Annotated in this window: 22 protein-coding genes; 6 read left to right on the top strand and 16 right to left on the bottom strand. The window is 65.2% G+C overall.

Annotated elements, in window-relative coordinates; translation table 11 throughout:
* Window positions 1-51: 51 nt before the first annotated feature.
* Genes QRN45_RS16615 through QRN45_RS16605 form a run of 3 tightly spaced genes read right to left on the bottom strand, consistent with a single transcriptional unit; the run spans window position 52 to window position 1,618 of the window.
* Window positions 52-555, bottom strand: a complete 504-nt coding sequence (locus QRN45_RS16615) for a GNAT family N-acetyltransferase (protein WP_284764069.1) — start codon at window positions 553-555, stop codon at window positions 52-54.
* Window positions 556-570: 15 nt separating this feature from the next.
* Window positions 571-1,254 (bottom strand): O-methyltransferase, encoded by a 684-nt coding sequence (locus QRN45_RS16610; RefSeq protein WP_264637241.1) that lies wholly within the window; start codon window positions 1,252-1,254, stop codon window positions 571-573.
* A 40-nt stretch (window positions 1,255-1,294) separates the two neighbouring features.
* Window positions 1,295-1,618 (bottom strand): thiamine-binding protein, encoded by a 324-nt coding sequence (locus tag QRN45_RS16605; RefSeq protein ID WP_241707288.1) that lies wholly within the window; start codon window positions 1,616-1,618, stop codon window positions 1,295-1,297.
* Window positions 1,619-1,688: 70 nt separating this feature from the next.
* On the opposite strand from QRN45_RS16605, the gene QRN45_RS16600 reads away from it, so the two are divergent.
* Window positions 1,689-2,309, top strand: coding sequence for a TetR/AcrR family transcriptional regulator (locus tag QRN45_RS16600; protein WP_241707286.1), 621 nt, complete (start codon window positions 1,689-1,691; stop codon window positions 2,307-2,309).
* Between the two features lie 55 nt (window positions 2,310-2,364).
* On the opposite strand, the gene QRN45_RS16595 is transcribed toward QRN45_RS16600, so the two are convergent.
* Genes QRN45_RS16595 through QRN45_RS16585 form a run of 3 tightly spaced genes read right to left on the bottom strand, consistent with a single transcriptional unit; the run spans window position 2,365 to window position 3,916 of the window.
* The gene (locus QRN45_RS16595) at window positions 2,365-2,676 is read right to left on the bottom strand and encodes an AzlD domain-containing protein (protein ID WP_078106844.1); all 312 of its coding nucleotides are present in this window, start codon (window positions 2,674-2,676) and stop codon (window positions 2,365-2,367) included.
* Entirely contained in the window at window positions 2,673-3,425 is a 753-nt protein-coding gene (locus QRN45_RS16590) for an AzlC family ABC transporter permease (protein WP_264637240.1), read from the bottom strand. The genes QRN45_RS16595 and QRN45_RS16590 overlap by 4 nt, the downstream gene beginning before the upstream one ends.
* Entirely contained in the window at window positions 3,422-3,916 is a 495-nt protein-coding gene (locus QRN45_RS16585; RefSeq protein WP_284764068.1) for a DoxX family protein, read from the bottom strand. Before QRN45_RS16585 ends, QRN45_RS16590 begins: the two co-directional genes overlap by 4 nt.
* A gap of 183 nt (window positions 3,917-4,099) precedes the next feature.
* Here QRN45_RS16585 and QRN45_RS16580 point away from each other — a divergent pair, with 183 nt between their 5' ends.
* Complete coding sequence (locus QRN45_RS16580) at window positions 4,100-4,837, top strand: fumarylacetoacetate hydrolase family protein (RefSeq protein ID WP_284764067.1); 738 nt, start codon at window positions 4,100-4,102, stop codon at window positions 4,835-4,837.
* Between the two features lie 69 nt (window positions 4,838-4,906).
* On the opposite strand, the gene QRN45_RS16575 is transcribed toward QRN45_RS16580, so the two are convergent.
* The gene (locus QRN45_RS16575; protein ID WP_284764065.1) at window positions 4,907-5,803 is read right to left on the bottom strand and encodes a glycerophosphodiester phosphodiesterase; all 897 of its coding nucleotides are present in this window, start codon (window positions 5,801-5,803) and stop codon (window positions 4,907-4,909) included.
* 206 nt (window positions 5,804-6,009) lie between these two features.
* On the opposite strand from QRN45_RS16575, the gene QRN45_RS16570 reads away from it, so the two are divergent.
* Complete coding sequence (locus QRN45_RS16570; RefSeq protein WP_502870728.1) at window positions 6,010-7,215, top strand: DUF445 domain-containing protein; 1,206 nt, start codon at window positions 6,010-6,012, stop codon at window positions 7,213-7,215.
* Window positions 7,216-7,411: 196 nt separating this feature from the next.
* Here QRN45_RS16570 and QRN45_RS16565 read toward each other — a convergent pair whose 3' ends face one another.
* Genes QRN45_RS16565 through QRN45_RS16550 form a run of 4 tightly spaced genes read right to left on the bottom strand, consistent with a single transcriptional unit; the run spans window position 7,412 to window position 10,503 of the window.
* A complete protein-coding gene (locus tag QRN45_RS16565; protein ID WP_284764062.1) occupies window positions 7,412-8,335 on the bottom strand; it encodes a 5-oxoprolinase subunit C family protein in 924 nt (307 codons plus the stop codon).
* Complete coding sequence (gene pxpB, locus QRN45_RS16560) at window positions 8,335-8,982, bottom strand: 5-oxoprolinase subunit PxpB (protein ID WP_284764061.1); 648 nt, start codon at window positions 8,980-8,982, stop codon at window positions 8,335-8,337. Before pxpB ends, QRN45_RS16565 begins: the two co-directional genes overlap by 1 nt.
* The gene (locus QRN45_RS16555) at window positions 8,966-9,715 is read right to left on the bottom strand and encodes a LamB/YcsF family protein (protein WP_241707273.1); all 750 of its coding nucleotides are present in this window, start codon (window positions 9,713-9,715) and stop codon (window positions 8,966-8,968) included. The genes pxpB and QRN45_RS16555 overlap by 17 nt, the downstream gene beginning before the upstream one ends.
* Complete coding sequence (locus QRN45_RS16550) at window positions 9,715-10,503, bottom strand: hypothetical protein (RefSeq protein ID WP_241707272.1); 789 nt, start codon at window positions 10,501-10,503, stop codon at window positions 9,715-9,717. The genes QRN45_RS16555 and QRN45_RS16550 overlap by 1 nt, the downstream gene beginning before the upstream one ends.
* Before the next feature lie 133 nt (window positions 10,504-10,636).
* Between QRN45_RS16550 and QRN45_RS16545 the strand changes: the two genes are divergently transcribed.
* From QRN45_RS16545 to QRN45_RS16535, 3 genes are read left to right on the top strand one after another with little or no spacing between them, the layout of a single operon-like run.
* Window positions 10,637-10,786 (top strand): hypothetical protein, encoded by a 150-nt coding sequence (locus QRN45_RS16545; protein WP_171983445.1) that lies wholly within the window; start codon window positions 10,637-10,639, stop codon window positions 10,784-10,786.
* Between the two features lie 30 nt (window positions 10,787-10,816).
* Entirely contained in the window at window positions 10,817-11,530 is a 714-nt protein-coding gene (locus tag QRN45_RS16540; protein WP_241707270.1) for a DNA alkylation repair protein, read from the top strand.
* A gap of 28 nt (window positions 11,531-11,558) precedes the next feature.
* Window positions 11,559-12,848: a macrolide family glycosyltransferase gene (locus QRN45_RS16535; protein WP_284764057.1), complete on the top strand. Its 1,290-nt coding sequence runs from the start codon at window positions 11,559-11,561 to the stop codon at window positions 12,846-12,848.
* 75 nt (window positions 12,849-12,923) lie between these two features.
* On the opposite strand, the gene QRN45_RS16530 is transcribed toward QRN45_RS16535, so the two are convergent.
* From QRN45_RS16530 to QRN45_RS16510, 5 genes are all read right to left on the bottom strand, one after another.
* A complete protein-coding gene (locus QRN45_RS16530; protein ID WP_284764056.1) occupies window positions 12,924-15,305 on the bottom strand; it encodes a glycoside hydrolase family 65 protein in 2,382 nt (793 codons plus the stop codon).
* Between the two features lie 40 nt (window positions 15,306-15,345).
* Entirely contained in the window at window positions 15,346-16,083 is a 738-nt protein-coding gene (locus QRN45_RS16525) for an HAD family hydrolase (protein ID WP_284764054.1), read from the bottom strand.
* 60 nt (window positions 16,084-16,143) lie between these two features.
* Entirely contained in the window at window positions 16,144-17,112 is a 969-nt protein-coding gene (locus tag QRN45_RS16520) for a LacI family DNA-binding transcriptional regulator (protein ID WP_284764053.1), read from the bottom strand.
* 154 nt (window positions 17,113-17,266) lie between these two features.
* Window positions 17,267-17,884, bottom strand: a complete 618-nt coding sequence (locus QRN45_RS16515; protein ID WP_284764051.1) for an alpha/beta hydrolase — start codon at window positions 17,882-17,884, stop codon at window positions 17,267-17,269.
* 91 nt (window positions 17,885-17,975) lie between these two features.
* Window positions 17,976-19,190 (bottom strand): metal-dependent hydrolase family protein, encoded by a 1,215-nt coding sequence (locus QRN45_RS16510; protein ID WP_284764049.1) that lies wholly within the window; start codon window positions 19,188-19,190, stop codon window positions 17,976-17,978.
* Window positions 19,191-19,221: the final 31 nt, after the last annotated feature.

The following is a 19,221-nucleotide window of genomic DNA, read 5'->3' as shown; positions in this document are numbered from 1 at the left end:
CCGCCTTCTTCCGGTCATCCTTCAACCCTAGTTGACGCCCCAGCCTTGCGGTCAGCCCCCGACGGCGGCACGCACCATCCGGATCTCAGGCAGTTCGTGCCAATCCGGCGGCAGGAGCTGACGCGTACCGTCGGGCTGGAAACCATTCTTGCGGTAGAACGCCTGGGCACGTGGATTGTCTTCAAGCACCCATAGAAAGGCGGCAGAGTTGCCGATCACGGCGTCGAGCAATGCTTGCCCCACTCCCAAACCGTGCACGCGACGCAAGGTGTAGATCATCTGGAGTTCCACGTCGCATGGCCCGTCCTCATCGCGGGACGGACCGGAAGAAGCGATTCCCACAAGTGCTCCGTCGGCGTCATGGGCGAGCATCGGGCTGTACGAGACCGCCAATGCTTCGCGCTGCCTCTCGATCCGCGTGTTGATGGTGGCTTCACGGAAGGCGAAGAACTCCTCGGGCAAGAGGTGCCCGTAGCTTTCCCGCCAGGCAGCCAAATGCATGCGTGTCAGGGGCTCGACGTCGTCAACCGTTGCGGCGCGAAGGGTAAATTCCATGCGCACAGCCTAGCGTCACACCACGCGGGCTATCGCGAAGCCGTCCCAGCCCTTGGATCCGACGGTTTGGATGGCCGTTGCGTCGAGTCGAGGATCCCTGCCCATCATCTCGAGTGCCCCTACGATGCCCGGAGCGTTCACCTCATCCATCGAAGGATCCAGGATGGCCCCCTCCCAGATGACGTTGTCCATCACGATCACGGTGCCCGGCCTCCCGAGCCGAATGGCCCAGTCGAGGTAGTTGGAATCGTTCTCCTTGTCGGCATCGATGAAGACGAAGTCGAACGGGCCGTCCCGCGTGGGATCTTCGGCCAGCGCCGCGAGGGTCTCCAGCGCCGGGCCGATCCGGATGTCCACTTTGTGGCCGATCCCGGCCATGTCCAGGTTCGCCCTGGCGACTTCAGCGTGTTTCCGGACGTATTCGCACGTGACCAGGCGGCCGTCGTCGGGCAGTCCCTGGGCCATCCAGATCGCGCTGAAGCCGGCCAAGGTACCGATCTCCAGCACGCGCCGCGCACCGGAAAGCTGCACCAGCATCCTGAGCAGCTTGCCGGCGTTGGGCGCAACCTCGATGGGCGGCATCCCGGCGTCGAGGGCGGACTGCACCGCGTGCTTGAGCGCGGCGTTCGGGCGGACGACGGCGCTGGACAAGTATTCCTCGACGGCCACCCAGCCGGGCTGGGCCTTGTGTTCAAACATGGCCCCAGTCTGGCACCGGGCACGGGACACTGGGAAGGACCTACTCCCCTTGGGCGATCGCCTTTTCCAGCCGCTCGACCTTGCCGGTGAGTTCTCCCGCGTATCCGGGCCGGATATCCGCCTTGATCACCAAGGACACCCGGTTTCCATACTTGCCCACGGCCTCGGTGGCGCGCTTGACGACGTCGAACACCTCATCCCACTCCCCCTCGATGGTGGTGAACATCGAGTCCGTCTGGTTGGGGAGCCCGGATTCGCGGACGATCTTCACGGCCTCGGCAACGGCGTCGTGCACCGAGCCATCAACGGATGCGGCGCCAGCAGTGGGCTGGCCGGACGGGGCGACTGAAAAGGCAAGCAACATGAATCCAGTCTTTCACGGGCAAGAATGTCACAAAAGTGATTGGAGGCCCTCCGTTGCTACTGTGAGCAGCATGGACCGGCCCTTGGAACGCAAGCCACTTAGAGCTGACGCTGCGCGCAATGTCGACAAGATCATCACGGCGGCGCGCCAGTGCTTCCGCGAGCTGGGGCCGGAGGTTCCCCTCCAGACGATCGCAGCCACCGCAGGTGTCGGCCCGGCTACCTTGTTCCGCAACTTCGCCGACAAGGAACAACTCGTCTTGGCCGCCCTGTCGCGGCAACTCAGGCTTCACGTGGACCCGGTCGTGGCGGAGTCCCTCGCGGGCATGGATGCCGCCGTCGGGCTCATCAACGTGATCGACGCCGTAGTCCAGGTTGCCAGCGAAGACGCCAACCTGCTGGGCGCTGTCGCCGGCCGCCGCGGACTCCTTGTGGGTATCACGGGCGGCTTGATCGATTCCATGGCCGAACTCCTCAGCCGCGGCCAGGGCCAGGGTTCGTTGCGCCGGGACATTTCCATTGAGGACATGGTGCGCCTTGTTGCGATGCTGATCGGCGCCGTCGACACCATGGAGCCGGGGTCGCGCGCCTGGGAACGGCCGGTCGCCCTGCTTGAGGACGCCATCCGCACCGAACGCCCGTCGCGCCCGCTGCCGCAGCAGACACCCATCCCCGGGATGACCTTCCAGTAACCAGCGCACGACGGCGTTGCCCACCGCGGCGACGATCGGAACCACCCGCGGCGGTTCAGTGCCAGCCGAGCAGCCGGAGCCCAGCGGCCGCTGCCGATCCGACGATGACCACTACCAGGAACGGGGCCCGGAGCCACAGCGCGACGGCCCCCGCTGCGAGCGCACCGAGCCGGGCGTCGAAGGCGAGGGACTGCCCCGATGCCACCGCATTGACGACGGTCAGGGACGTCAGGAGGCCGATGGTCATGGTGCCGGCCACACGCATCATCCGCGGACTCCGCAGCAGCTTCGCCGGCACGAAATAGCCCGAAAGCTTCGTCAGGTACGCCAGTCCGCAGGCGATGAGGATCCAGAGCCAGAGGTTCATTCGGCGTTCCTTTCGCGGCTGGAAGCGTCAGTGCTTGGATGACCGTGCGGGTAGGGATCGACGTCGGGCTCCATCCCTTCGTCGCTGCGACCGTGACTGAACCAGCCGATGGCCCCGGCCACCACGGCAGCCACGAGAATGGGCACGCCTGCTGGAACGAACGGGACCGCAACGATGGTTGCCAGCGCAGCGGCTGCGGCAATCGCCCACGGCTCACGGCCCTTGAGCCGTGGCCAGAGCAAGCCGAGGAACGCGGCAACGGCGGCGCCGTCGAGCCCCCATTGCTTGGGATCGCCCAAGGCGTCGCCGGCCAGGGCGCCGACGGCCGTGAAGATGTTCCACAGCACGAAGATGCCAAGTCCGGCGGTCCAGAACCCGCGGCGCTGTTCGTCCGGATTCCGTTGGCCCGAGGCAGTGGCCGTGGATTCGTCGATGGTGATATGGGCTTGCGGGTACCTGAGCCAACCGCGGGGGCGCAGCAGCGCGTTCATCTGCATCCCGTAGATGCCGTTCCGCAAGCCCAGCAGCGCGGCCGCGGTCATGGCTGCAATGCCGGACCCGCCCCCGGCCACGACGCCGATGAAGGCGAACTGCGAGCCTCCGCTGAACATGAGCAGGCTGAACGCCATGGTCTGCCAGAAACTGAACCCGGAGGCCGAGGCCAACGCCCCGAACGAGATGCCGTAGAGGCCCGTTGCGATGCTGATGGAGAGGCCCACCTTCACCGCCGGGGATTCGAGGAGTTTCATGCTCCCCGTTTCGCTCCGGCCAAACTCCATGCCCACAGGATCAAGGGGACCTGCAAGGGCAGCCGCAGCGTGTGAATCCGCCGCGCGGATGCGGTTCCGCCGGGAGAGTATGCACGGCGGAGCGCGTCTACGTGCCCGGCCAGGAATGCCGTGAACATCAGCGTGGTGCCGCGGGCCGCAGCCTTGCGGGTGACAGGAATGATAAGCCCGACGGCGGCAGCCGCCTCAAGCAGTCCGCTCACCGCGATCCATTCCTCCCGGGACATGACCGCCAATGCGCCGTTACGCGGCGCGATTGCGCCGCCCCTGTCGTGGCCGTCCTCGAGTGTGGCGCTTCCGACCGCGTGGTCCTTGCGGCAGAGATAGTCCGGGACAACCGGAGCGTAGAACTTCGGCTCCTGGAAGTGCTTCCTGGCGCTCACGAGTAACAGTGCACTCATGGCCGCCGCGGAGATTGTCTGGGTTGTCCGGGCGGACCACGAAAAAGGCATGTATTCATGCAACCACAGCCCCGCCCGGCGCGGTAACCGGAAAGGTGAAGAGCCGAGCACACACCGTTCACAATTGTTCAGAATGCTGTACCAGGTTCAACATAATGTATGTTCTTCCTTGGTCGGGCTTGGCTCCGACCACCGCCCGCGTTCACTGCCCCACGAAATTCAACGAGGAGTTCCATGCGCATCGCCCGACTACAGACACCCTCCGGCCCTCAGCATGCTGTCCTGCGCAACGGAAGCTGGGACCATATCGAGGATCCCTTTGCCGAGGTCCTTTCCTTCACGGGAGAAACCAGCTCCGCGGACGACGCCGAGTTCCTCGCCCCTGTCCGGCCTTCCGTGGTGCTGGGAATCGGGCACAACCTGGGCAACAACAACCACGTGCTGCCCATCCAGGCCTGGCACAAGTCGGTCCACAGCATCGCCGGTCCCGGTGACGACATCGTGGCCGTGCGCAACGCGGGCACGGTGAACGTTGAAGGCGAGCTTGCCGCCGTCATCGGAAAGCGTGCGGACAAGCTCACGGCCGAGAATGCCCTGGACCACGTCCTGGGCTACACAGTGGTCAACGACGTCACGAATGTCGACCAGAACCAGGTCGACGAGAGGCTCTTCCAGGGCAAGTCCGGCACCAACTACACCCCGCTAGGGCCGTGGATCGAAACCGGGATCGAGGATCCGGACAACGTGAGCACCGAGGTTATAGTCAACGGCGAGGTCAAGGCACGGTCCGGTTCCTTCAACCTGCCGTCCTCCATCACGGAGTGCCTCGTGTACGTCACCGAATGGCTCACCCTGGGACCGGGAGACATCATCATGACGGGAGCTCCGAACACCTTCGTTGCTGTCCAGCCTGGCGACCGGGTGGACATCACGCTGGGCGGCATCGGCACCCTTAGCAACACGATCATCTGACTCGCAGTTGTTGTCGTTTTGGAGCCCCAGAACGACAACAACTGCGAGTTAGTTGGGTGCCAGGGGTGCCTAAAGCTGGGCCAGGACCTGCGCCGGCTTGTTCGTGGTGATCTCGTGGATGCCGAGGCCTTGGCACAGGGCAACATCGTTCTCCGAATCGACGGTCCATACCCGGAAGCGGCGGCCTGATTCCAGCCAGCGCTGGACGGTGCGGGCGTGCTTCCGGACGTAATCGATGCCCGGGCCGGCCAGTCCGACCTCACAGTCGTCGAGGATCCGCTCGCCCTCCTGCTGGGCGGCCTTCATCACGTTGGCCACGGCTCCCCCGGTGAAAGCTCCCAGTCCAAGTTCATCGCGCACATCCTCCACTGTGACGTCGTCCACGAGCTGGCAAATGTGCTCCGCAGGAACGAACTGGAGCAGGTGCTTGACTGAATCCGGGCTGAAGCTCATGAAGGAAACCTCGATGTTGTCCAGCATTGAGGTCTCCGCGTCCCACCCTTCGCCGGCCAGAAGCTCCAGCACGCGGTCTTCGAGCTTGAGCTGGTACGGGCTCGGGTGCTTGAGCTCGATGGCCAAGCCGATGGCCCTGCCGGCATCGCGCAGGATGTCCAGCAACTCCGGGAGCGTCAGGAGCTGGTCCGACTTTGCGCCGTACTGGTCCGGAATCCTGGCGCCCTTCCAGGAGGAGAAGTCCAGCTGCCGCAGCTCTTCGAGCGTCTTTTCGGCCACCGGACCGGTGCCGTCAGAGGTGCGGTCCAAGTTCGCGTCGTGAAGCAGGACCACGTGCTGGTCGCGGGTCAGGTGGACGTCGCACTCGACGCCATCGGCGCCGTCGGCGATTGCCTTCAGGTAGGCGGCACGCGTGTGCTCCGCAAATGCGGCACTGGCTCCGCGGTGGGCGTAGACCTTGGGCCGCGTGCTTTGTTCCGTTTGCTCCGGGCGACCGGGGTTGTCAATCGTCATGGGGACACGGTAGCCCACGCCCACGACGGCGACGGGGCTACGCTGGGCACATGCAGGTGAACTCTGAACAAATCCCGGTGACGGACAGCGATAGCGACCCGACGGCGGAGGCTGCCCGGCACGCAAGTGCCACGAACGCCTCCACGGTTGCCGCCGGCGTCGGGCAACGGAACGGCGACGCCGAAAAGGCTGCTGCCCTCCGTCGGATGAAATCCGTGGCGCTGGCGCTCCTGATTGTCATGGCGGTGGTTTTCACGGCCGCTTTCGCCCTGCAGAAGCAGTATCCGTGGCTGGAATATGTGCGGGCAGCTGCCGAGGGCGGCATGGTGGGAGCGCTGGCCGACTGGTTCGCCGTCACCGCCCTGTTCAAGTACCCCATGGGCTTGAAAATCCCGCACACGGCCATCATCCCGCGGCGGAAGGACCAGATCGGCGCTTCGCTTGGCGAATTCGTCGAGACCAACTTCCTGTCCGAGCAGGTGGTCCAGGAGAAGCTCGCGAGCGTGGACATCGCCCGGAAAGCCGGCACGTGGCTCGCCTCCCCCGGCGGTCCGGAGCGGATTGCCAAGGAAGGTTCAGCACTGATCCGCGGCGCGTTCACCGTCTTGAACGACGACGACGTGCAGGCAGTGATCGAGGGCATGGTCCGCAAGCACTTGCTCACTCCGCCCTGGGGACCGCCCGTGGGCCGGATGGCCGAACGGATCTTTGCCGACGGCCACCACCACAAGCTCGTGGATCTTCTGGTTGACCGGGCGGCGGATTGGGTGGAAGCGAACCACTCCACGGTGAACCGGCTCGTGTCCGACCGTTCGCCCCTCTGGGTTCCGTCCTTCGTGGACGACATCGTGGGCGACAGGGTCTACAACGAAATCGCCAAGTTCATCCGGGCTGTGCAGCAGGATCCCGATCACCAAGTGCGCCAATCGATCGATACTTACCTCGGGGATCTGGCCCAGGATCTCCAACACGATCCTGCAATGATTGCCCGTGCCGAGACAATCAAGACCCAGGTTCTCGGTGATCCCGAGGTCCGCGAGCTCGCCTCCCGCACGTGGGGAACCATTAAGGACGCGCTGCTCACCGCCGTCGACGATCCCGACAGCGAACTGACACAGCGTTTCAAGGGCGCCGTCCGGGACTTCGGTTTGCGGCTTGTCAACGATGACGAACTGGCGGGCAAGGTCAATGCCTGGATCGGCGATGCTGCGGGGTACCTCGTCAAAACGTACCGATCCGACATCGCGGGGGTCATTACGGACACCGTCGCGCGCTGGGATGCCGAGGAAACCTCACAAAAGATCGAACTCCAGGTCGGTAAGGACCTGCAGTACATCCGGATCAACGGCACGGTGGTGGGGTCCCTGGCCGGTCTCGCGATCTTCGCAGTGGCGCACTTGGTGTTCGGCTGACGCGGGTACCCGTGCGGGCATCGGTACCGGCGGGCTGGAAGGGACATGCCCACCCCTGCCCCTGAGCAACGGACATGATGCCAATATGTCCACTCCACCTACCCAGGAACGCGCATGTCCAACGCGGCGTGGGCACGAACAAGGGACATGTCCACTCCTCGCAGCCCAGAAGGGGCATGTCCAGTGATGGGGATCCTCAGCCCAGGAAACGGATCCGCTGGCCGGGGCGGGCTTGGCCTAACAAGTCCAGGTCCGTGCGACGCACCACCGCAATCACCGGGTAGCCACCCGTCACGGGATGGTCTGCCAGGAATACCGTGGGAAGGCCCGACGGCGGCACTTGCAGAGCGCCGAGCACCATGCCTTCGCTGGGCAGTTCTTCGAGCCGGGTCTGGGTGAGCGGACGGCCCACCAGCCGGGCACCGATCCTGTTCGAATCAGGCGACAGGGTCCATTCCTGGCTGACCAGGCGGCGCCAGGAGTCGAGGTCGAACCAGTCAGCACGGGGGCCGCGATCCACGCGGGCCGTGATGGCGCGCCCCGGATCAGGAGCGCGGCGGATAGCAGGGAGGACATGTGCCTTGCCGCGGGTTCCAGCCCCGGCTCCAGCCCCGGTTCCAGCCCCCGTCCTGGCTCCGGAGCTCGGGCCGTTGCCAGCGGAAGCCCGCCCGATTCCCAACTGCCCACCCGAGGTCAACGGTGCGGGGCCTTCACCGGAGAGCATGTCCGTGCTGCTTGAACCGAGGAGCGTGGGCACGTCGATGCCGCCCTGTACTGCCAGGTAATACCGCAGTCCGAACAGCGGCGAACCGAAATCAAGCACGGCGCCCGGAGCCACCCGGACGGCTTGGTTCAGCGGAATCTCGGCACCGTCCAGGGTCACGATCCCCTCGGCGCCCGCCACCGCAATGGTCGACGCCGTGACGAACCGCAGGCGAAGCCCGCCCAGCAATGTTTCCAGCCCGGCCGCTTCCGCTGGGTTCCCCACGAGCAGATTGGCAAGGCGAAGGGATTGCCGATCCAGGGCGCCGGAGGGGCTCAGCCCCAGCGAGGCCCAGCCCTGCCTGCCAAGGTCTTCCACCAAGGTGAGCGGGCCGGGGTTCACCACCACGATCCCCATCAGGCCTCCACGAACCGGACCAGGTCGCCCGGCCGGATCAGGGCGGGCTCGGCTTTGGACGCATCCCATAGTGCCGCCGTCGTGGTTCCAATCAGCTGCCAACCGCCCGGGGAGGATCGCGGGTAGACCCCGCTGAATTCACCGGCGAGGCCAACAGAGCCAGCCGGCACGGCGGTGCGTGGAGTGTTCCGACGCGGGACGCGGAGCCGCTCATGGGTCGTGACCAGGTACACGAAGCCGGGCGCAAAGCCGGAAAACGCGGCCGTCCACTCCGAGCTCGAGTGGAGCTTGACCACGTCGGCCTCGCCCATGCCCAGGAACCGCGCCGTTTCCGCGAGGTCCGGGCCACCGTAAGAGACCTCGATGGTCACTTCGCGGCCCGAAGCTGCAACGTCGTATGCCGGTTCTGCGGACTGCAGCCAGTCGCGGACTTCCGAAGGACGGATCGTTTCGGGATCGAAGGTGACCAGGACAGTGCGGGCGGCGGGCACGACGTCGATGATCCCCTCCGGCGCTGAAACGCCGGCCGATGTTTCGGCCCCGGTCAGCCCGCGGTAGTACGCGACGACGGCTGCCAGTTCCGGCAATTCCACCAAGAAGGCGCTGTCGCCGCAGGGCAAAAGCTCCCGGTCAGGCGAAGGATTCAATCTCCACACCAGCTTCCTCGAGGCCGGCGCGCACCGCCGCAGCCAGCTCGACAGCGCCCGGGGTGTCACCGTGGATGCACAACGAATCGGGCTTCACGCGCACCACTGTGCCGTCCACCGCCAGCACCTCGCCCCGCACGGCAAAGCGCACGGCCCGCTCGACGACTGCGGCGGCGTCGTGCACCACCGCGCCGTCCTGCGAGCGCGGCACCAGCGTTCCGTCCGGCATGTAGCCGCGGTCCACGAAAGCCTCCCGGAACACCGGGTGCCCGGATTCTTCGGCGAGCCGCAATAATGCCGAACCCGGTAGGCCAAGGACGGGAAGCCCGGGATCGTAGGCGTGAATTGCGGCCACCACGGCTTCGGCCTGCTCGACGTCGTTGACGATCCGGTTGTACAGGGCGCCGTGCGGTTTGACGTAGTCCACGGAGGCTCCGACAGCGTGGGCCATGCCGTCCAGTGCACCTAGCTGGTAGAGGACGTCGCCGAAGAGCTCATCGAAGGACATGTCCATCGATCGGCGCCCGAAGCCGTGCAGGTCCCGGTAGCCCACGTGGGCGCCCACCCGGACATCGAGTTCGAAGGCGGCCCGGCAACTGTCCAGCATGGTCACCGGATCTCCGGCGTGGAAGCCGCAGGCAACGTTGGCGCTGCTGACAATCCGGAACATTGACGCGTCGTTCCCCATGGTCCAGGAGCCGAACGACTCCCCCGAATCAGCGTTGAGATCCACTATTTTCCGCCTTCCAGCGCGTTCTGGCGGGCGGCTGGGAGCAACTCGCCCGGGATGATATCCGGCATGGGACCGAATGCTTCCCTCGCCGAGGCCGCTACGGCACGCCCCATGACGCGGTTTCCGACGCCGCCCACCACGGCCCCGACGCCGAAAGGGAGGGCCCGGCCGAGGAAAGCGGCACCTTGGCGCCGGACGAGCCGCTTGAGGAAGGCGCGCTGGATGGCGTCGCGAATGACGCCGAATCCTCCGCCAGGCAGCTTCTTGGTGAGGGTCTTGCCCCAGGCCTGCGTGACGCCTCTGCCCTTGCCGAGCGATTGTCCGCTCAGGGCGCCCAGCAGGGCGGTGCCTTCCTCGCCGAGCATGATGGCCATGACCATGGTTCGTGCACGGTCCGGATCGGTCAGGCGGATGCCGTGGAGTTCGGCCAGGGAAGCGGCGTACAGCGCGGTTCCTTCCAGGAAGCCGACCGTGGCCACCGCGGACAGTCCCAGCGAGGCTGCGGTGCCGATCCCGGGCACGACGGCGGTTGCCCCGACCGCGGCACCCCCACCGGTGACTGCGCGGAGGTAGTCGCGCTCCAGTTTCGCGGCCAACTGGGCCGCCGTGGCCTGCGGGTGTTTGCGCTGCAGGCGTCGCAGGTTGGCCAGGACAAGGGGACGCTGGACTTCGACGGCGCGAAGCAGCACGTTATGGACACCGGGCTTGGCTTTGCCGCTGGCGTCGAACATGGCGTTGTGCGCGGTTTCCTGCGCAATCTTTACTGCCGGGTTGGGTCGTTTTGCCATTCTTCACCTCTGCATTCAGCCGTTGGATTCGTTCGGTAGTTCCTTGGCCTAGCCTAGGCCACACGCCGCGTCCCCGGCGTAGACTTTAAGGCGTTCGCGGGAACAGTCCAACGAAGGACAGGAAGTATCCGGAATGAACAAGGCAGCAGAGACCAACGACGTCCGCCACCACAGTGACGCCCCTGCCGAAGGGGAAACCGAGGGCTGGGTGCCCCACGATACGGGCCTTCACAGCCAGGAACCCGCCGAAGGGCCGGATACCGACGACGCCCCCGCAAAATAGCGTTCAGCCGGCGAAATCGGGGGGCCGAAAGTGGCTTCGCACGGAGTACTCGTCTCTCCGGGGGATACCCAACCGGGGCAATTATTGGCGCGCGTCCTCGGGGAACTGCGCGCTTTGGAGAAGCACGACGCCGCGAGCTTCCGCACCGTCCGCCGCCGGGTTTCAGCGGAAATCGCCACGATGGACGCCGCCGTCGTCTTCAATCTCGCCGAAGGGCTTGTGCGAGCCGGCTTTGCCTGGGAGGGATGGGAATTCATCAATGCCCACCAGGCGGCTTTCGCCGAGCTGACGCCAGCCCGGCTTGAACACTTGGGAGAAGGCATCACCACTTGGGGGCAGGCCGATGCTTTTGCGACCGTCTTGGTGGGACCCGCGTGGCGGGAAGGGCTCATCCCGGACACCGTCGTCGACCGCTGGGCACGGAGCCCGGACCATTGGTGGCGGCGCATTGCGCTTGTCTCCACGACAGTCCTGAACACGAGGTCCCGGTGGGGAACGGGCGACACACAGCGGACGCTCGGCGTCGTCGGGATCTTGATCAATGATCGCGACGACACCGTGGTCAAGGCAGTCAGTTGGGCGCTGCGGTCCTTGGTGCCGTGGGATCCGCGCGCCGTCCGGACCTTCCTGGAAATGCATGAGACCGAGCTTGCCGCGCGGGTGAAGCGCGAGGTGCGGACCAAGTTGGAGACTGGGCTGAAATCACGCCGGCGCAGCGTTCATGGCACCGATCTCTCCAAGTGAAGCATCCGACACCCGAGGAAGTGGCGCCATGCATATAGCCTTCATTTGTTTGCCTGCCGCGGGACATGTGAACCCGACCTTGCCAGTGGTCGCAGAGCTGGTCCGTAGAGGCCACCGGGTCACGTACGCCACGTCGGCGAAGTACGCGAAGGCCGTTGAATCCGCCGGCGCCGCGTTCTTTCCGAGTGGAGAGGACCTGGCGGCCTTCCTCCCGCCGCGCGAGCGTTCCGCAGAGGGTGGCCCGGCGCCGGCCGAGGGGGCTCCGGCACCTTCGCCGATGACGGGGATGTTCGCGGGAATGCCGTCCGGAATGATGTCGGGACTGCTCGAGCGGATCCTCAAGGGCGCGAGGGAGGAGTTCCCGGCGCTGCTGGCCCGACTGGCCGAGGATCCGCCGGACGGGTTGGCCTACGATGCCATGACGCTCTCCGGGAAGATGGCTGCCGCGAAGTTGGCCTTGCCCGATATTGCGTTGCTTCCGAGCTACGCCACCAATGAACATTTCTCGATGCGGGATCTCATGCCGGGCCCGCCGCCGCCAGGCATGGTGGAGGCCTGGAAACAGGTCGGCCAGCGGATCCATGATTTCGCCGCGGAGCATGGCGTGGGCCATCTGCAATTCATGGGAGGCCCGCCTGCGTCGTTGAACATCTCCTTCATCCCAAGGGAATTCCAGCCCTCGGGAGAGACTTTCGATGCCAGGTTCCACTTCGTGGGCCCTTGCCTTGGCTTGCGAGGCAACGAGGAGGCCTGGCAACCCCGGGTGAAGGACAGTCCACTGTTGTTCGTCTCTCTGGGCACAACCCCGTTGAATGACCGCCTGGATTTCTTCAGGATGTGCCTGGAAGGATTCGCGGGCACCGAGTGGCAAGTTGCCATGGCAATCGGAGAGCGCGTCGAGGAGTCGGAGCTGGGAGACATCCCGGAGAACTTTGAGGTACGGCCCTTCTTTCCGCAGCTGGAAGTCCTGCCGCACGCTTCCGCCTTCCTTTCCCACACCGGGATGAACTCGACCATGGAGGCCCTCTATTTCGGGGTGCCGTTGGTGGCCTTCCCTCTGCAGCCTGAGCAAGGAGCCAATGCGCGCCGCGTGGAGGATCTTGGACTCGGGCGGCGGCTCCGGCTGGAGGGGCTCTCCCCGCAGCTGATCCGCGACACGGTCCTTGACGTCAGCGGCGACCAGGCGATCAGGGGCAACCTTGAGGCGATGAGCGCACGCGTCCGCGGCTCCGGGGGAGCTTCCGCAGCCGCCGACGCGATTGAGGACTTCCTGCGCGGCCCCGCCATCGGCCTTCCGGTGCCGCCACATGCTGGGTAGCCTGCGGCTTGCATCCGCTGCTGAGTAACTGTCGTTCTGAGCGCCCAGAACGACAGTTACTCAGCAGTCGATGGCTTAGGCCCGCGCGCTTCCGATCACGGGAAGTCCCGCCGTCGGGAAGAGGCTCGGGAAGACGGACGGCGCGGGGTGCGGCACGTCGTCGAGGGGCACAGTGACCGTCTCGACGCCGACGACGAGCCGCTCGCCGCGCACGCTGACCTCCAAAGGTTCCCTACCGGCGTCGGGCGCTGAACCTGCGTCCGCAACGAGCGAAAGGCTGATGGACCCTGGCCGCAGCTCGACGGACAAGAGCCGCCCGCGGATTTTGAGCCGGAAGGACAGGCTGTCCCACTCGGCCGGCAGCCGCGGATCGAAGTGCGGGACGTGGCCTTGGTCCCGCATGCCCGCGAACCCGCACACCAATGAACTCCAGATGCCACCGGTGGACGCGATGTGCACGCCGTCAACGGTGTTGTTGTGGGTGTTGTCCAGGTCGATGAACAAGGCCTCGGTGAAGTGCTTGAGCGCGATGTCGGAGTAGCCCACCTCGGCCGCCATGATGCCTTGGACACAAGCGGACAAGGTGGAGTCGCCGGTGGTGATGGGATCGTAGAAGTCGAACGCGCGCTGCTTTTCCTCGGCCGTGAAGTCCTGCCACTGCAGGAACATCGCCAACACCGTGTCCGCCTGCTTGAGGACTTGGTGCCGGTAGATCACCAGCGGGTGGAAGTTAAGCAGGAGCGGGTACTTGGAGCGCGGCGTGGACCAATCCCACGGCTCCAGGGTCATGAAGTCGTTGTCCTGGCTGTAGATCTCCATGTCCGGATCGTAGGGAAGGGACATGCGCGCGGCGGCTTGTTGCCACACCATCCGCTCGGTATCCGGGACGTCCGGGTGTTCCAGTGCCGCGGCGGCCCGCAGGTTAAAGCGGGCCATGACGTTGGTGTAAAGGTTGTCGTTGACCACGGCCGTGTATTCATCCGGGCCGGTGACGCCGTGAATGTGGAACAGGCCGTCCTTGCCGAAGAAGCCCAGCGACGCCCACATCCGCGCTGTTTCGATCAACAGGTCGGCGCCCACTTCGGCGCGGAAGCTCGCGTCGCCGCTGGCCCACTGGTAGCGGTTGGCGGCGAAGGAGATGGCGGCGGCGATGTGGAACTGCGCCGTGCCGGCGGCGTAGTAGGCGCTGGCCTCGAGGCCGTTGATGGTGCGCCACGGGAACAGCGCACCGTCCACGCTGAGTTCCTTGGCCCGGATCCGGGCGTCCGGAAGCATCGCATGGCGGGATTCCAGCACCTGGCGGGCCGCGGCCGGGTTGGTGTACGTCAGGTACGGCAGCAGGTACACCTCCTGGTCCCAGAAGTAGTGGCCCTCATAGCCTGAGCCGCTGACACCCTTCGCCGGGATGCCGGCGACGCCGGCGCGCGCGGTGGCCTGGGCGAGCTGGAACAGGCTCCAGCGAACGGCCTGCTGCTGTTCGGGCTGGCCGCCAATGGTGATGTCCGCGGTGGACCAGTAATCGCGGTAGTGCGCCGCACCTTCGGCCAGGAGCGCGTCGAACGGCACGAGTCCCAATTCCGCGTCCGACGCAAGGATCTCGCCGGGGTCCGCTGCGCCTGCATCGGCGCTGTTCACGACGTAGCTCACGCTCTTCTCCAAGCGGAACGTCTCGCCCTCATTCACGGCCATGACGTAGCGGACAGTGGACTCGTCCTCCCCCACCACGGTCTCGAAAGGCTGGCCTTCGGCGGAAATCCAGTGATCCACGGCCATGCCGATGCGCTGCCTGGATTCTGCGGTCTCCCAAGCCATGCGCAGGGATCCGTCGGAGCCCTGAAGGTGAAGCGGGAGCAACACCCTGCCGGCGTGGCGGCCGGAACGCCGCGGATCGTGGGCCGAGTGGTCCTCCACAGGCTGGTCCTGCCGATTGATCACCAAGGAGGTGACGTCGGCGGAAACCAGGCGGTCTGCGATGAGGCTCAGCTCGATGCCCAGGGAACCCCTGGAATCGATCCCGACGGCGCGGCGCTCCACCGTGGTGACAATGGCGCCTGAACGGCACTCCCACGTCACGGCGCATTCGTACACGCCCGTGGCGAAGTCGATGCTGCGGCGGTAATTCTGCACTGCGGACTCGGTGAGGCTCAGCTGCTCGCCGTCGATGACGATGTTGAAGTTGTTGGCATCCGGAACATAGACGATCCGTTGTCCCGTGCGGGCGAAGCCATAAGCGTTCTCGGCGTGCTTGATGTCCCACGTTTCGTGGAAACCGTTGATGAACGTGCCGGGGAGTTCAGCGTCCGCCCCCGCCCAATGGGCGCCACGGATGCCCAGGTGGCCGTTGCCGAGGCTGAAAAGGGTTTCAAGCGTACCGGCATCGCCGGGAACGTGGATGCTCTCCACGAGCTTCCACGGTTCGCAGGGGAAGCGCAGCCGGTCGGAGCTGATGAGTGCCATGGACTGTTGGGTTCCTTCTGTTTCTGGTGAAACGGCTTGGTTAGAGAAGATCGTCGAGGTCGTCGACCACGAATGTCGCTCCGGCGTCGAGCAGGGTCTGGTGACCCGCCCCCCGGTCCACCCCGATCACTGCGCGGAAGTTCCCGGCGCTGCCGGCCTGCACACCGGACACTGCGTCCTCGACGACGACGCAGCCCTCGGCGGGCACGTCCAGCAACTCGGCTGCGTAACGGAACGTGGCCGGATCCGGCTTGCCGGGGAGCCCGACGGCGGCAGCCACCTGGCCGTCGACCACCACCGGGAAGTAGCCATCCAGTCCCGCCGCCTTCAGGACAGCGGGCGCGTTGCGGGAAGAGGATACGACGGCGAGCTTGAGTCCCAGCTCCAGTGCGGCGTGGATGAAACGGACAGAGCCCGCGTAGGGCTCCACCCCGCGCGAATCCACGATCTCGTTGAAGATCCGGTTCTTGCGGTTGCCCAGGCCCTGCACGCTGGTGTTGGCGGGATCGTCGTCGGTGGGTCCTTCCGGCAACGTGATGCCACGGGACGTGAGGAAATCCCGGACACCATCGAAGCGCGGCTTGCCGTCGATGTGGTCGAAGTAGTCGCTCTCCTGGTAACCGTCCGGATGGCCGGTTTCGGCCAGGTATCCGTCGAAGAGTTCCTGCCAAGCCTGCTCATGCACGACGGCGGTTGGCGTCAGCACGCCGTCGAGGTCGAAAAGAAGCGCGGTAGCGCCCGTCCAGGCGGTCTTCTGGGTGGCTCGGGTATCAGTCATGGTGGGGAGTGGTCCGTTCAGCGCTGGCGGCGCGTGGTTTTGCGTTCAATGAGTTTCGTGTCAAGGAAATGGTGGGAGGGTTCGTTGGGGGGCGTCGGCGTTCTGGAGCCGCTCCACCAGGAGGTTGGCTGCGAAGGCACCTTGGTCCGCTACTGGCTGCGCCACCGTGCTCAGGCCAAGGAACCAGCTCATGGGGTGGTCATCGATTCCGATCACGGAGACATTCTTCGGTGCGGACAATCCATGCTCGCGCATGGCCATGAGGGCCCCGAAAGCCGCCTCGTCGCAGTCCGCGAACACAGCCGTTGGAAGGCTTCGGTGGGCAATGAGTTCATTCATGGCTTTGCGTCCGCCGTCGATTGTGGAGTCCGAGTTGATGACCAAGTCCGGATGAACGGTCAGGTGATGGTCTTTCAATGCGCGGCCGAATCCCTTGAGCCTGTCGCTGGCCGTCAATACCGAGTTCTCTCGCGTTTCGCGGCCGGACAGCACCGCCAGATCCCAATGGCCCAGCCCCAGCAGGTGTGACGTGGCCTGCCAAGCCGCGAGTTCGTCGTCGATCCCTACGTTGTCCCACGGTACGGAAGTCATCCCCACGCTCGCAACTGCAAGGCCCGACGCGGCCAGGAGGGCAACCTCCGATTCGCTCAAATCGACGTTGAGGAGCAGCACTCCGTCCACGCGCTGGGACAGCCCAAGGAGATCGCCGAAGATCTTCAGCTTGACGCTCGACTTGCCCCGCAGGCTGATCAGGACGGTGTCGAAACCGCTGTCACCGAAGACTTCCTCGGCCGCTTCGACGGCCTGGGCGAAGAACCAGGCCGTGGCTGTGGGGGCGATGATGGCGATGGAGCCGGTACTTCCGCCGGCCAACCGGGCGGCCGCGGAGGATGCCTTGTAGCCGAGCTTGGCGGCGGCGTCGGCCACTTTCGCTTGGGCTTTTTCGGACACGTTCGGCAGGTTCCGCAGAGCGCGTGAAACGGTGCATATTGACAGGCCCGAGAGGACGGCAACGTCCTGGATTGTCACGCGGTGAGCCTTAACCATTCAACACGGCCTCAACCCTTTCATCTTCTGTCTTCGGCGGCACATCCTTGCACCGCCGAAGAAGAGTGTAAGCGCTTACAATTTTGGCAATCAAGAGTTTTTTTCCAGCACTCCCGAATGTGACGCAGGCCTCACTTCAGCGAAGGACGTAGAACCGCAGAAAAGCGCTGACATCCGCCATTTCCCGGGCCTCGATCCGGTGGCCCATGCCGGGGTAGGTTCTCGCGGTGAGAGCCATGTTCTTGTTGAGCCATTCCTCGGTGTGCTCGATGGCGTCCCTGAAGACCACCGGATCCGCTTTGTCCCTCCCCCAAAAGAACGGAGGCGGGGAATCGAAGGACTCGCTGAGCGCCAGAAGGTCGTTTTCCAACACGAATCCGGAGAGGCCCACGGTCGCCTTGAAGCCATCCGGACGCAGCCGCAGGAGCGTGCTGGCCATGGCCATGCCTTGGGAATAGCCCAGGAGGCTGACGCTGCTGTGGTTGCGCTTGATCGACTCAATCCAGGCGAACACCTTGTTGGTGGCGGTGATGACGTCCGCAAAGTCGTTGGCCAGGAAGTAGTCCAGCAGGAACCAGCCGTACTGGTCGCCGATCGGCATCGGCCCACGAAGCGCGGCGCAGGTGAATTCTTCCGGGATCTGCGGAAAGAGATTCACCATTCGCTGCTCGTCCGTGCCGTATCCGTGCATCATCACGAGGAGCGGCGTCCCGGCACGTTCGTTTTCCGGCTTGGACCAGACGACTGTTTCCATGGGCCACAGCTTAGTGGGGCCGGGACCGCGGCATGTTGGACCACACGGGCTTCGGAGCCCGGCGTGAAGCCCCGGCCGCCTGCGCGGCGGGCTAATGCCCAGTGATGACCTGTCCGGCCTTGATGACCATACGTGTGCGACTTTCGTCCCAGAGCACCGGCGGTTCATCGACAGGGTTTCCGTCCAGGATGACCAGGTCTCCCAAGGCTCCTTCGGCTATACGGCCCAGGTCATCGCGACGCAACAAGGCTGCGTTGGTCGATGTTGCCGAGCGGAGCGCATCGTAGACACCCAGTGCTTCGCATTGCAGGCGGAGCCCGGCCAGTTGCTCATCCTCCAGTTCCCCCATGAGGTCCGTACCAAATCCAATCCGGACCCCCGCGTCGCGTGCCAACACGACGGCGTTCCGGCCGGCATCCAGCACTTCCCGGTTCTTGGCCGCCCCTATCTCCGTGAGACCGATTTCTTCGCCGCGTCGTGCCATCGCGTCGTAGGTCGCCAAAGTCGGTACCAGGTAGACCTCATTGTCGGCCATCAAGCGGGCAGTTTCGGCATCCAGCAGATTGCCGTGCTCAATACAGCGCACCCCGTTGAGTACCGAATGACGGATGGCCTCGGGCGAGTATGCGTGGGCCGTCGCATAACTGCCCCGGCGGGACGCCTCTTCGGTTACAGTGCGGATTTCGGCCGAGCTGTACTGCGGAACCCTGATGGGGTCGACGGGCGAAATGACTCCGCCGGACGTCATGAGCTTGATGGCCGTGGCTCCGGTGCGGAAGCGGTTCCGCACGGCCCGCAGCAGCTCATCCGCGCCGTCCACCACTTCGCACATGTGGCCGCCATGGAAGCAACCGCCGTCGTCCGCGGCCCGGATGTCACCGTGGCCGCCTGTCTGGCTCAGGGCTGGGCCGGTAAAGAAGTACCTCGGACCTGCGTACAAGCCTTCGTCGATGGCATTGGCAAGCCCTATGTCTCCTCCCGCTACGTCACGGACGCTCGTGAAGCCCCGGTTCAAGGCCGCCTCAAGTCGCCGGGCCCCTGCGAGCGCAGAGTAGCTCAATGGCCCCGTTTCGTTCTTGGCGGCGGTCAGGCTGAGCGCGTAGGCATGGAAATGCGCATCGATGAGCCCGGGAATCACGGTACGGCCGTCGGCGTCAACGATTTTCCCGGCCTCTTCCACGTCTCGCCCCACTTCCGTGATCCGGCCTTCGCGGACCGTGATGGAACCTTCGATCAGGTTCCTGGCCTCGCCATCGAAGATGAGGGCGTTCCGGATGGTCAGTGTTCCCGGCGGCGTAGTGGTCACGTGTGGAGATTCCTTTCTGCTGTTTTCGCGG

Origin of the sequence: Arthrobacter sp. efr-133-R2A-63 (assembly GCF_030209795.1) — a bacterium.
Lineage (GTDB): Bacteria > Actinomycetota > Actinomycetes > Actinomycetales > Micrococcaceae > Arthrobacter > Arthrobacter bambusae_A.
The sequence above is the reverse complement of the archived record's forward strand: the minus strand, read 5'-3'. Positions and strand labels throughout refer to the sequence as shown.